The 14,469-nt window shown below is 47.1% G+C and carries 7 protein-coding genes and 1 riboswitch; all 7 genes read left to right on the top strand.

The genetic code is table 11. From position 1 onward, the window contains the following. Positions 1-7: 7 nt before the first annotated feature. Positions 8-1,672 (top strand): FN3 associated domain-containing protein, encoded by a 1,665-nt coding sequence (locus SPSYN_RS02515; protein ID WP_161820953.1) that lies wholly within the window; start codon positions 8-10, stop codon positions 1,670-1,672. Between the two features lie 5 nt (positions 1,673-1,677). After that, a complete protein-coding gene (locus SPSYN_RS02510) occupies positions 1,678-2,349 on the top strand; it encodes a MotA/TolQ/ExbB proton channel family protein (protein WP_243152884.1) in 672 nt (223 codons plus the stop codon). Further along, entirely contained in the window at positions 2,321-2,617 is a 297-nt protein-coding gene (locus tag SPSYN_RS02505; protein ID WP_243152883.1) for a DUF2149 domain-containing protein, read from the top strand. Before SPSYN_RS02510 ends, SPSYN_RS02505 begins: the two co-directional genes overlap by 29 nt. A gap of 73 nt (positions 2,618-2,690) precedes the next feature. Continuing rightward, the gene (locus SPSYN_RS02500; protein ID WP_161820952.1) at positions 2,691-4,064 is read left to right on the top strand and encodes a stalk domain-containing protein; all 1,374 of its coding nucleotides are present in this window, start codon (positions 2,691-2,693) and stop codon (positions 4,062-4,064) included. A 29-nt stretch (positions 4,065-4,093) separates the two neighbouring features. Then, positions 4,094-4,213, top strand: a riboswitch (molybdenum cofactor riboswitch). A gap of 114 nt (positions 4,214-4,327) precedes the next feature. Continuing rightward, on the top strand, positions 4,328-12,160 hold the full coding sequence (locus SPSYN_RS15675) for an FN3 associated domain-containing protein (RefSeq protein WP_202623711.1): 7,833 nt from the start codon (positions 4,328-4,330) through the stop codon (positions 12,158-12,160). 182 nt (positions 12,161-12,342) lie between these two features. Continuing rightward, positions 12,343-13,851 (top strand): stalk domain-containing protein, encoded by a 1,509-nt coding sequence (locus SPSYN_RS02480; RefSeq protein ID WP_161820951.1) that lies wholly within the window; start codon positions 12,343-12,345, stop codon positions 13,849-13,851. 157 nt (positions 13,852-14,008) lie between these two features. Further along, positions 14,009-14,469: hypothetical protein (locus SPSYN_RS02475; RefSeq protein WP_161820950.1), on the top strand; the 461-nt coding region annotated here is incomplete at its 3' end.

The following is a 14,469-nucleotide window of genomic DNA, read 5'->3' as shown; positions in this document are numbered from 1 at the left end:
GTGAGCAATGCAAGTAAGTAACAGAAAGTTCCTTTGGAACATATTGATAGTACTTTTGAGTTTGCTGCTCCTTGCAAGCTTGTTTAACTGTATGCCGACGTTTGCCATTGCAGAAACGTCGGATGTACTGGAAATAACAGGTGATGGGGTGGCGAATCATATAACATTGAATTTGGCCGAGCTGAGTGCTATGAAGCAATATGAGCATGTGTACAGTACGATAAACACTTGGCCGAGCAAAAGATGGTACGTGGCAAAAGGTGTTAATTTAAGGGAGCTGCTAGCATTAGCGGGGATCAAAGATGATGCCAAACAGATTAAGTTTATATCGAACGATGGGTATGATGTGACCCTTACGGTAAAGGAGTTGTTAGAAGATAAACGTTACTATTTTCCAGGCTTAAAAGATAATCATTCCAGTGACGGGAGCATTCCCGGTTCATCGGAGGGTGCGGTAGAGGTAGAGCCCGTTCTTGCCTTGGTTAGCGCCGAGGGCAGTGATAATCCCGATGATATGAATGACAGGGATGCATTACTGTTGGTGATGGGACAGCGAGCAGTTACAGAACAAACAAACAATCTATTCCTCAAGTACGTAAGCAGAATTGAGGTTCTTACTGTTGCACCGGAAAAATGGGATAGTCCGAAAGCAAATATACCCAGTGGCATGGTTGTGCCCGTGGGGACCGAGATCACCCTAAGTAATAAAAATAATAACGAGGATAAGATTTATTACACCACGGATGGCAGTACACCGACTGTGAACAGTCCGATGTTCAACTGGAGTGCCAGTCGCTGGTGGCCCTTAAGAGATGATGTGGAGGGTGTCAATCAACCCATCAAGGTTGAAAAGGACACCGTTATCAAGATGAAAACTATTGGTCCCGGTAAAGAAGACAGTGATGTAGTTACCTTTACCTTTACGGCTGATCTTACAGGCAAGGCGGTTGACCCGACGAAAGTACCGGGTGGACCTCCTACTGGGGTGACCCTTGACCGGAGCACAATAGATCGCCCAGTCGGTAGTACATTCAAGTTAGAGGCGAACGTTGCTCCCTTTAATGCCACTGACCAAGATGTGATCTGGAGTTCCAGCGATACCAGTGTGGCTACGGTGGATAATCATGGTCTGGTCACTGTAATTGGACCGGGCACTGCTGTCATTACCGTAACGACGGTAGCAGGTAACCATACAGCTACCTGTATTGTAAACGGTCCCGATGAAGGCGAAAGTGTTCAGGGTGAGTTGCCCATTGTTGGTACTCAAGAAGTGCAGATACCGGAGCCCCCTGTGGCGCCTTCGGTGTTGGAAATCGAACATCCGGATCCGGCTGAACCTGAACCGGTTGAACCTGAGAAAGAAGTTGAGCCCGATATTGATTTAACCGCTTCTGAAAGGATGCCGGAGACCTCTGACAAGCTGCCGGTTCCGGAAAGCAGGGGGCAATACCTGGCAGAGAAGGAAGATTTGGATAATAAATTTGCTATCGATGCTGCCTTAGAGCAGCCGAGCAGCCAGGTTTGGGAGGTATCTCAGATTTCGACCGATACCGTACCTCTGCCGTTGCAGGAGACGCAAAACCTGATGGATGTTTATGCGGCTGGGACGTTTCTGCTTCTCTTGTTTTCGGGAGCTGGAAAAAGATACGCAGAATATGTAAAGGAGCGATGAGCAAGGTGACGGAAACTTATTTCACACCCCTAAAGGAGACGATGCATACCGTTTCGTCCGGTTTGCTGATACCTACCATTACCATCTTGTTATTTTTGTTGGCTTTATCGGTGTTTGAACTGGGTGGTGTGCTGGTAGAAGCTATAGCCGTACGGCGGACTATGAAGGTTAACGTGCGAGAGTTGATAAATGGTTTTCAGAAGTTGGATATCGATGAGATTATGGCCCAAATTGAGCGCAGCCGTATGTTTCGCCGGCATAAATCAGTTCTTGTCGAGCTGATTGAACATCGAAATTTGTCCGCTGCCTCTCTACAGGCATTGGCCCGCCGGCTTTTGACCAACGAAGAGTTGCGTTATGAACGAATAACCAACAGAACCGATCTTGTAACTCGTCTGGGTCCTATGCTGGGATTGATGGCTACGTTGATTCCTCTGGGACCGGGCTTGATTGCCCTTGGCGAGGGAGATACCAAAACACTCGCTGATTCTCTGCTGACTGCCTTTGATGCTACGGTAACAGGGCTAGCCGCCGGGGGGCTTGCTTATGCTGTCTCGCGGCTGCGGAAAAGGTGGTATGAGGATTACCTGAGTACCCTTGAGGTTTTGATGGAGAGTTTAATGGAGGTGTTTGCTCATCGAAGGCGGATTGAGGAGCAGAAGGCGTTGGAAGTATGAAGATGTTAATCCTTTGGAGGGCGTGATCAATATTGTGGACGCCATGCTGGTCTTTGCCTGCGGGCTGATGCTTGCCCTGGCCATTAACTGGAATGTCGATTTGGGCTTGGGACAGAGGATTAACTTGGAACAAGGGCAGGAGGTGAGCGATACTCCGGACATTCGTGAAGACCTGATCAAAACCCAGGGTGAGGGTGAGCTTTACGAAAGGATGGGTACGGTTTACAAAGACCCTGAAACTGGGCGGCTGTTCATGCTGACTGACTAGTATACTTTAGTTTTTAGGTACCTGTTACGGGAATGTAAGTGGTGGTTATCTGCATGAAAGGGGAGATTTGCCGGTGCGAAATGGAAATAAGAAATGGTTTTACAGTTTCATGATTACCTTCTTTGGTATGCTGTTGCTGTTCGGTATGTTTAGCTTGGTGCAGCCTTCCGCGGCTTTGGCCACATCGGACTCATTGGAAATTACGGGGGACGGGGTGACGAATCCCGTAACGTTTACCTCGGAAGAACTTGAGGAAATGAAACAATACCAGTATGTATACAGTGCGATTAACACCTGGCCCACTAAGAAATGGTATGTGGGAAAAGGAGTATTGTTGAAAGACTTGCTTACTCAAGCAGGTATCAAAGAGGAGGCTAAGCAGATTAAATTTACCTCTGTCGATGGCTATACTGTGACGCTTACGGTCAAGGAACTGTTCGAAGATAAGCGCTACAGGTTCCCCAATTTTAAAACCGGCGGTGGTGACGGTGACGGGCATGTCCCTGGCAATCCGTCGGCTAAGGTAGAGGTGGAGCCGATCATTGGCCTAATCAGCGTCGAAGGCAGTGATAACCCCGAGTATATGAATGACTTAAACTCCTTGCTACTAATGCTGGGGCAGCGGTCGGTTACCGAACAGACAGGAAATTTATTTCTTAAATATCTAAATAAGATCGAGGTGTTAACTGCCGAACCGGAGAAATGGGATGCTCCGCAGGCCAATCCGGGGAGCGGCACGGTTCCTGCGGGAACCAGGGTAACTCTGAGCAACAATAACAATGACGATGATAAAATTTATTACACTACAGACGGCAGTACACCGACATTGGATAGTCCAATGTATAACTGGATTGCCAGCCGGTGGTGGGCGTCTCGGGCTGACGTTTTGGGCACAATCAATCACCCTATTGGACCCATTAATGAGAATACAACTATCAAGGCAATTACTATTGGTCCTGGTAAGCTGGACAGCGATGTTGTAACCTTTAACTACCGGGTTGCCGGTGCGGAGCCCGCGGACAATAAAGTTATTCCCGATGACAATGAGACACCGGGCAAGCTGACGGGAAGTGCCATCAAGCTTACTGTAGGCCGGATGGAAGCACGTGTTGATGGTGGATCCTATACTTTGGAGGCAGCACCTTACATTGATACAAGGACCGCCCGCACGCTGGTGCCGGTGCGGTTTGTCAGTGAGGCCTTGGGGGCAGGCGTGAATTGGGATCCTGAAACCAAACGGATAACCATTACCGATGGTGGAAAAGAGATTGTCTTGACTCTGGGTACCAGCGTTGTTCAGATTAATGGTGTGAAACAGACCATCGACTGTGCTCCGGCAACGCTTCCGCCTGGTCGGACTTTCGTGCCCTTGCGGTTTGTCAGTGAGACCCTGGGGGCTGGGGTGGAATATGATTCCGCCAGCTGTCAGATCTTGATTACCCGGTAATGAATATCTTATAAGGGAGGTGAGCAACAAAAACCATATTGCTCCGAGCTTGGTGCCCTAAAGGATACATCCCAAGGTCACCGGCCGGCAGGTTCACCTGGAAACGGGCGAGCCTCCCGTTGTGGAAAGGAGCCACATTTGAACACCAAGATCTAACAGGCTTCCTTTCGGCCAACGGGTATTTAGTTCTGGCTGGGAGGTGGTAATAGATATGTAATCGGTGGATAATTAGTTAACTATTTTAAGAGAAAGGAGAGAACAGAGTGAAAGGTAATGAGAAGTCTGGATGGTGGTACAGGCTTTTACCAATTTTCCTGGGCTTGTTTTTACTAGCCGGTATAATTGGCCTGCAGGCGCCTACAGCCGCATTTGCTGCGGGTGGAAATATTACCATATCGGGGCCCGGGCTGAATAACCCCGAGCCTGTGACAATTACCCAGAATCAGCTCCGGGGTTTGGAACCATTATCTGACGGAGAAACTTATTTAGAACAACAAGACGTAATCTATAGCACTATAAACACCTGGCCTACCAAGAGCTGGTACAGGGGTGAAGGTGTCAAACTTGGTGATCTGTTAGAAGTAGCCGGAGGACTAAAACCGGAGGCAACGCAAATAAGATTTACATCCGGTGATGGCTTCAAAGCCACCTTTACGGTGCAGGAGCTTGTCTATGAACCCCGGTATATGTTTCCTAATTTCATGGATACCGGTCTCCCAGGCCATCTTCCTGGCGATGCGTCGGGTGCGGTACAAGTTGAGACCATTATTGCCCATAAAAGTTGTTCAGCTCAAGACTTGGGCGATGTGATGGACGATGAAAATCTGAGCCGCGGGGACGCAAATCATCTGTTATACGGGCAGCGGTCGGTAACCCAGCAGACCAACGCCAGGTTTGCAAAATATGTAACGCAAATCGAGGTACTCACCGATCCTGCACCCAAATGGGCTAATCCTACGGCCGATCCGCAGCCTGGAGAGGTACCTGTAGGGACCATGGTGGAGCTGCAAGGTCCTTTTAACGACGAGGATAAAGTTCATTACACTCTCGACGGCAGTACTCCGACCATAGACAGTCCGATGTATAACTGGATTGCCAGCCGCTGGTGGTCATCGCGAGCAGGCGAGTTGGATGAAATTAATCACCCAATTGAAATAACAGACGACACTACTATCAAGGCAGTAGTTATCGGCCCCGGCCGGGAAGACAGCGATGTCGTTACCTTTGAGTACACGGTTCCTGAAGCAACCACTTACTCAGTGACCTTTGTAGTAACCCCAGCAGATGCGACTGTAACTGTCAAAGATAGCGAAGGCAAAGTAATAACCGCTGAGTCAGACGGCACATACAAATTACAAGCCGGAACCTACAGCTACAGCGTAAATAAAGCTGGTTACAAAGAAGCAACAGGAACATTTACAGTTGAAAGTGAAGATGTAACTGTTACGTTGATAATAGAAAAGGCTGTGCTGGAAATCCTTGGGGACGGTGTAGAAACAGCCAAACAGTACACCTTATCTGATCTACAGGAGATGGATCAATATCGTCACCTGTATAGTACGATTAACACCTACCCTACAAAGAAGTGGTATGTAGCTGAAGGGGTTAAGTTAATAGAATTACTTGATGATGCAGGAATAAAGGATACAGCGAAGCAGATAAAATTCACCAGTCGAGATGGCTTTAAAGCAACCTTTACAGTGCAAGAGCTATTAAATGAACAACGATACTTTTTCCCGAATTTTAAGGAAAATCATGAGTACTTTGGTTATATTCCAGGCTCATCAGCTGGGGCAGAGGCAGTAGAAACTATCCTTGCTCTAAGAAGTGAAGAAAGCAATGATTTTAGCGATATGAGTGAAAACGATGCATTGCATTTGATCTTTGGACAAAGGGCGGTAACCGAACAGACAAATGCAGTGTTTGCCAAATCAGTAGTTAAAGTGGAAGTGCTCACTGCTGAGCCTGAGAAGTGGGCTGCTCCGACGGCTAGTGTAGCAAGCGGGGAAGTGCCTGAAGGGACCCTTGTAGAACTAAGCGCTACTAATAACGATACTGATAAGGTGCATTATACCCTGGACGGCAGTGAACCTACAGTGGAAAGCCCGATGTATAACTGGATTGCCAAACGGTGGTCAAACCGGTCAGATTTTAATGAAATTAATCACCCCATCGAAATCACACAGGATACTACTATTAAGGCTATTGTAATTGGCCCTGGCAAGATAAATAGCGATGTTGTTGAATTTAATTATACGGTAGATTCAGGTGAAGATCCGGTTGCTCCGGTGGCGGCTTTCACTGCTGATACAACTAGTGGCACAGCGCCGCTGACGGTTAACTTTACCGATGAATCGACAGGCACAACGCCACTAACCTACGGCTGGGACTTTAATAACGACGGAGTTGTAGATAGCACTGAACAGAACCCAACTTTTGAGTACAGCAACGCCGGTACTTACAGTGTCAAGCTAACTGTGAGCAATGCTGCCGGCAGTGACGAGGAGATCAAGACCGGCTATATCAATGTTAACCCGGCTCCGATTAGCGCGGAGATATTGCTAAACAGTAACTCTGGAAAGCCGGGGACGACAGTATTTGTCACCGGTAGCGGCTTTGATGCCAGTGTGGCAGGGACAGTTTGGTTCGATGCAAACGATAACGGAGTCCTGGACAATGATGAGCCATCGATTGATGTAAAAACAGATGCAGATGGTGCCATTCCCCTGCTCACAAGTTTAACTGTTCCGTCAGCAAGCACGGGCAGCTATAATGTACGGGCTGGTTTTCCAGGGGGCATTGAAGCTGTCGCCAGTTTCACTATCACTGACAGCGGCATAATCGTGAACCCGACTAATGGTAACGCTCAGATAAATTCCAGTGGTATCAATGTTACCGGCAGCGGTTTTACTCCAAGCACAAGCTTTAGACTTTTCTGTGACAGGAATGGGAACGGGCTCTTTGACGATGGTGCTTATCGGTCTGGTACTACAACAGCCGAAGGTACAATATCAGTATCAAATCTAACTTGGCCAAATTCGCCGACAGGTATCTACAATATTCTTTTAGACATTAATAAAAACGACACTATAGAGGCTTCAGCAAGCATTTGTGTTACTCCGGGTATTAAAATTAGCACTCCGAGGGGCTTCCCGGGAGCCAATATAGGGATGAATATTGCTGGATATTCGGGGAATGAGACCGGTTATGTCTGGTTTGACACTAACGGCAACGGCACCTGGGATGAGGGTGAGAATAAGGCATCCGTAACCACCAGTGGCGCGGGGACAGCTTCTTCGCCAGGCCTGTCTGTCCCTTCCGTAAAACCGGGATCTTATCAGGTATGTGCCGATATACCGGCTAGTGGTCTCAAAGCCACTGCAACTTATACCGTAACAGGAATAATACTGGATACCAGCTCAGGGAGTGCCGGTACGAGTATAAACGTTACGGGTTGTGGCTTTGTTCAAAACCAGTCCACCGGCAAGTATATCTGGTTTGACACTAACGGCAACGGCACCTGGGATGCTGATGAGAGCAAGGTAGACGTAACAACCGACGCCAACGGTATCATGTCGCCTGTTTCTCTCATTGCTCCGGCAGTACCCGCCGGCGACTATAATGTGTGCGCTTATGTTTTCCCCTTACCTGCCAGCATTGCCGTTTTCACTATTGAAGAGACGCCTCCGGTATCCACCTGGTACGTTGATGCCTCGGGCAATGGTGATTTTACTACTATACAAGCAGCAGTGACGGCGGCTAGTTCTGGGGATACCATCATCGTGAAAGACGGTACCTATACCGAGAACGTGGATGTAGACAAGAGTCTGGAAATTCGGTCAGAGAACGGGGCAGAACTGACGATTGTTCAGGCGGCCGATCCGAAAGACGATGTCTTTAATGTAACAGCACCGGATGTTGTTATTAATGGGTTTACCGTTTCAGGAGTAACGTCAATGGGTAAATCCGGCATCATTGTTAATGGCCAGTCCGGCGTCTCTGTTATAAATAACAAAGTCACTGGAAATAATCAAGGTATAAGCGTTACATTAGGTAAAGAAAATGTGGTTTCCAACAATACCTGTATTAACAGTGGTCGCTATGGCATTTATCTGTCCAACACGACTGATAACTCCATAACCGGCAATATTTGCTCGAACAACACTGACAGTTCAGGTTTTGCTCTCTACTTGGCAGATAATGCCAACAATAATATTGTTAACGGCAATACCTCAGAATCAAATAATATTGGGATAAGGGTTAAGAACGCTTACAATAATACCATCTATAATAACACTTCCTCAAACAATAACTATGGCCTGGAGATTGCCACTGGTTCTAAAGGTAACGTTTTCTACCTAAACAACTTTACCGGCAATACCAGCGGTCAATTGTCTGTGGGTTTTGGCGCGGTTGCCGGTAACTTCTGGAACTCCCAGACGGAACAGAATTACTCATTCAACAATACTCAGTATACTGGCTTAGTGGGTAACTACTGGGGCAACTATACCGGTGCTGACGCAGATGGTAACGGCATTGGTGACACACCATACCAGACAATTTCGACCGATTTAGACAACTATCCATTAATGGGTCAATGGCAAAATGGTGTCATCGCTGTCCCGGTATCAGTTCCGGTGGCGGCTTTCACCGCTGATACAACCAGTGGCACGGCGCCGCTGACGGTAAACTTTACCGACGAGTCGACCGGCACAACACCACTAACTTACGCCTGGGACTTTGATAATGACGGCGTAGTAGATAGCACTGATCAGAACCCAACCTATGAGTATAGTACCGCAGGTATATACAGTGTTAAGCTAACTGTCACAAATTCAGCCGGCAGTGACGAAGATGTAAAGAATGATTACATTGAGGTAGCCGATTCGCCGATAATAGATGTTCTTTACGAGGGAACAGTTGTTTTGGCAGCTGGCGACACCTTTAGCGTGACTGCATACAATTCGGGGAAGGAATACACTGTTGACAAAGATACACCGCTTGGGGCCCTTCAGGCTGCTGCAACCGCTGGCGGTTTTACCTATGACGTTACTGACAAGAATTACACCAATTCTGGTGCTCTTCTACTAGACAATATAGGGAACTACCCTTATGTAAAAGGTGGTAGTCAGTGGTATGCTTATGTCAACAATGTCTATAAAGACGGCTACAACAATCCTGCAGGTGCATTGAATCTTATTGAACTTGTTGACGGTGACAAGGTTGAGTTCTATTATGCACAGGGTATTACTGAAAAGTCCGATCTTGATGCTGTTAAGGCAGTGGCTACTGCTGCGGTGAAAATCGTTGTGGATACAGATACCACCACGCCGTCGACCTGGACTCTTCAGCTATCGGGTGTCAAGGATGCAACCGTTACCAAAGACTACTTCGAGGGCGGCCTTGCTTGCCCGTCATCAGGTCACCAAGTGTTCTGGACTGACGGTGACGGTAATAAGTGGGGAGGCGTACCGCTATGGCTGCTAGTAGCTATGGTTGATGACGACCCCGATGTAGGTTCTGACCACTTTAACTTTAATGATGAACTTGCTGCCCAAAACTATGAAGTTAATGTTATAGCCGGCGACGGTTGGAAAACAACCCTTGATAGTGCCGATATCGCTCGCAATAACGGATATATCGTCGCTAATACCCTTAATGGGGAACCACTGCCGTTGCAGACCGAAGGAGGAAAAGGTTGCTGGCCACTTCATCTAAAAGGTTCAGCTGTTTTTGGTGGGCAACAGGTAGGCAACATTGTTCGGATCGAGTTGTCCGGTATTCTTGAACCACCTGCTGGGTGGACCTTGGAGATGATTGGAGATGTAAGGGATACCATTACCCAGGAAGAGTTTGAAGAAGGACTTGCTTGTACCGGTTCAGGCCATTATAAGGAGTGGACTGATAATGAAGGCAAGGTTTGGTCTGGTGTGCCTCTATGGGTACTCCTGGGTACGGTGGACGATATTGAGACAAGCAGTCATTGGACTTTCAATGATAGCGTGGCTGCTGAAGGTTATACTGTAAAAGTGGTTGCAAAAGACGGCTTTTCCACAACCTTTAATAGCACGGATGTAGCTAAAAGCAACGACTATATTGTTGCCAATAAATGCAATGGTGAGGCACTTACCGGTTCATCAGCACCAATTCGCTTAGTGGGTGACGGCGTTGCAAAAGGTGACGGTTCCCTGGGGGGCTCTGCCGTTGGTAACATTGTAAGGATTGAAATCCCCGAGCTGCAGACACCGGCGGTTGTGCCCGGCAGTTGGAATCTTAACCTTAATGGCAAGATCAGTGATGTCATTTCGCAGGCCGAGTTTGAGAACGCTCTGGCATGTCCGAATTCAGGCCATTTGAAAGAATGGACCGACGGTAATGGTAATGTCTGGTCGGGTATACCCCTGTGGTTCTTAGCGGGTTGGGTAGATGATCGCCAGCCGCATAAGTATGACTACAATTTGGCGAATTCCGGTTACACGATTTTAGTTAAAGCCGGAGACGGCTATACTAAAGATTTTGACAGCGCGGATGTAGCCCGAAGTGATAACTATATCATTGCCAACAAATGCAATGGAGTGCCTCTAACGGATTCATGGCCGCTGCGCCTGGTAGGTGACGGTGTTGCTAAAGATGATGGAACTCTTGGCGGTACCAGCGTTGGTAATATCGTAGAGATTGAACTAACGTCTTTTGAAACTGGCCAGCCTCAGCCTATACCCGAAGTTCGTATCATCAAATATGCTGAAGACGGTACCACCATCCTTGACGAAAAGACTGTAAATTATATGTGGATGGAAAGAGAAAGCGGGTTTGACGTGATTGGAGATGGAACAACGGTATATCGCTTTGAAGGAATCACAAATAACCCGGATGATGTTTGGGATGAAAATGAGACATATCCCGGTGGTTTCAAGATAGAAAATGCTGTGAAGGGTACTCGTATCAGAGATCTTTGTGATTTTATGGGTGGCATGGGAGCAGGAACTGAGATAGTACTGGTTGCAAAGGATGGTTTGGAGATCAGACTCCCCTATTCCTCTATATACACTGATCCTTCGGTGCAAGAACGCCAGGGAGATGCCATTCTGGCTTGGTGGGCTGATGGAAAATACGTGCCCGAATATGCCGATGGTATGCGCTTATTCTTTACGCCGGGCGGTGATAACGTTTACGGCCAATGGGATATGCACGAGACGCTTCCGGAAAATTACTGGCACTATTATTTCGGTGACGGTGTACAGTATCCTTCTTGTGCTGGTTTAGCAGCAAAGTGGATTACAGAAATCAAGATATATTCCATACCCCAGGGCGACTGGACATTGGAACTAGATGGCCGGGGTATCGGCGGTATCAACTATGATGTAAGCAAGACATATTTCGAACAGGCTCTTACCTGCCAATTTGGCGCTAACCACAAGGCGAGTTATACCGATTCTGAAGGACAGGTCTGGGAAGGCATGCCTCTGTGGTTCCTCGCGGGATTTATTGATGATGCCGACCAGCATTCAGATAATGCCTTTAATAATGACCTGGCTATGGCTGGGTATAATGTGGTGATTACTGCGGCTGATGGCTATTCAGTAACTATCGACAGCGCGGATATTATTCGAAACAACAATTACATTATTGCCAATACGCTGAACGGTGAGCCCTTATCAGAGATTGGTAGTGACTGGCCACTCCGGCTTGTTGGTCCGGCTGTTACTGGGTCAACAGCTATTTCGCAGATTGTAAGTATCAAGTTAATTAACTCAACAAGACCAGTCTACAATATTGAGCCCGAATCCGATGGTGCATACACCGTTGGGACTACCCCGGACGGTATCAGTATAATGACAATAAATGATGGAGTAACAGGGTTCAAATACTTCACAGTCGGTATTGAACCTGTGGTCTCTCATAACGGCAAGGAAACCGTTGTCTTTATACATTTGAGAAACGGTAGTCAGCTAGGACTCAACGCAACCAGGGCTGATTTTGATGTAGTGGATTCGGCACAGGCCGGCTTCAATGTTCAGCCAGGTGATGTAATCAAGGCTTACATTGTTGATGAGTTAACTAATTCAATAGAACAAAACCCTGTGATTCTGCAGTAATACTTTAAACCGAAACCTTCTTTAGTGAGTTATCCGAGGCGAGTTGGGCAAAACTTGTTTATTCTTGGCGATAACGTTTTGCCCAACTGTAACCTCAATACAGGTCACGAGCAACAACGACCAACAAAGGGGAGTTGAATAATGTTAATGAGAGAAATATCAGCTTTAAAGGAGTGACCAAAATGAATCGTAGGCTAGTCGTTTTTTTGCAAATAGCATTGCTGTTGCTGATGTGTGTTCCGGCTATTGCTGCAGCCAATGGAATAAGCATGGAATTAAATAAAAATGCGGCCTCAATTGGTGAAAGTGTAACAGTTACCGGTAAAACGGCTCCAACCGCCTGGGTGCCCATTAAAGTAGTTGACGAAGCTCAAAATATTGTTCTATTTGAGGCCAATAAGGCTGACGATAGTGGTGATTACAGAATTGAGTTCAAAGTACCTGCAGTTGCTTCCGGCACATTAACGATTGTAGTGGGTGAAGGCAGTAATGTTACTGCCAAAAACTTGACCGTGGTAACGGGGGCGCCTATTGACACAATAGCCCCGACATGGCCGTCAGGCAGCACATTAAACGTAAGTGACGTGACACGGACCGGGCTGACCCTGGAATGGGGTGCTGCAGTTGATAACGTTAAAGTAACAGGATACAGGATATACAAGGCTGGTACCATTATTGAAACCGTTGGTGCCTCAAACAGGACATACAATGTTACCGGCCTTAGTGCCGGCACTACCTATACTTTCAAGGTAGAAGCTAAAGATGCTACCGGCAACTGGAGCACAACCGGGCCAAGTACGACTGTTACTACAGTAAAAGCTGGCAGTGGCTCCGGCGGTGGTGGAGCAAGAGTTGATAAAACCCCTACTACTCCACCAGAAACCAAAGTCAGTAAGCTCATCTCAGCCACAACCGGAGGAATAATAAGCTTTGAACATCTTACCGTGGAAATCCCAGCCGGTGTTTTGCCTGAAAACGCTGAGGTTAGCGCCGTTAAGTTAACTTCAAACGAAGCTAACGAGGTTGTTCCCGAAGGCATGCGACTAAAGCTCTGCAGCGATGTCTATGAGATTACAACCACGGGGAACAGAGACTTTGGTAACCAGACCATAACCATCAAGCTCAGCTACGACTCATCAAAGATAGCTGTGCAAGAACAGCCGGTGATGCATTACTACGACGAGTCTGCCGGAAAGTGGGTGGCCCTGGAAACCGCATTGGTACAGGAAAACGGCAAGTTATATGCAATTACGCATGTTAAACACCTGACCAAATTTGCCGTTTTTAGTACTATAGCTATAAAGGTGCCGGACGTAAACGTTGTCAAGCTTACTATCGGGCAACTGTCGGCCAGCATAAATGGCAAACTGTATACTCTGGATGTTGAGCCCTATATTGATACCAAGGCAGGTAGAACTTTGGTTCCAATCCGTTTTATCAGCGAAGCGCTTGGAGCCGGCGTGGAATGGATTCCGGACGCTCGTCAGGTCAAAATTACGGACGCTGGAAAGGTACTCATACTGACTATTGGTAACCGGAACGTCCTGGTTGACGGTACTCAGTCAACAATAGATTGCACACCGGAAATCGTAGCCAAAAGAACGTTTCTTCCTTTGCGATTCGTGAGTGAAAATCTGGGGGCGCAAGTGAATTACGAAGATGTGACCAAGGAAATCGTGGTCACCAGGTAACAGGCTTATGGAGCGGATCAAACCATGAATGTTCAGATAACAACTCCGCTCGGAATTAATGGAAATGAGTAAAAAGTTATTCAAAATAGGTATTAACTTAAAGAAGTGATAATTATTGTACGATATACCAATTTATGAAAAAAAAGGGGGGGGCAAAATGATGCTGACTATAAACAAGCGATGGTGTACATTTTTGTCACTTGTCTTAGGCTTGTTTTTACTGGTAAGTATAATTTGCCTGCAGGCACCTACAGTCGCATTTGCTGCTGGTGGAAATATTACCATATCGGGGCCCGGGCTGAATAACCCCGAGCCTGTGACAATTACCCAGAATCAGCTCCGGGGTTTGGAACCATTATCTGACGGAGAAACTTATTTAGAACAACAAGATGTAATCTATAGCACTATAAACACCTGGCCTACCAAGAGCTGGTACAGGGGTGAAGGTGTCAAACTTGGTGATCTGTTAGAAGTAGCCGGAGGACTAAAACCGGAGGCAACGCAAATAAGATTTACATCCGGTGATGGCTTCAAAGCCACCTTTACGGTGCAGGAGCTTGTCTATGAACCCCGGTATATGTTTCCTAATTTCATGGACACCGGTCTCCCAGGCCATCT

The organism is Sporotomaculum syntrophicum, assembly GCF_009932395.1.
Classification (GTDB): Bacteria; Bacillota; Desulfotomaculia; order Desulfotomaculales; family Desulfallaceae; genus Sporotomaculum; species Sporotomaculum syntrophicum.
Note: the sequence above shows the minus strand (reverse complement) of the source record. Positions and strands in the feature narration are given on the sequence as shown.

Excerpts from the sequence above, each read along its gene's own strand:
- SPSYN_RS02515 (WP_161820953.1), top strand. The coding sequence starts at position 8 with ATGCAAGTAAGTAACAGAAAGTTCCTTTGGAACATATTGATAGTACTT.
- SPSYN_RS02480 (WP_161820951.1), top strand. The coding sequence starts at position 12,343 with ATGAATCGTAGGCTAGTCGTTTTTTTGCAAATAGCATTGCTGTTGCTG.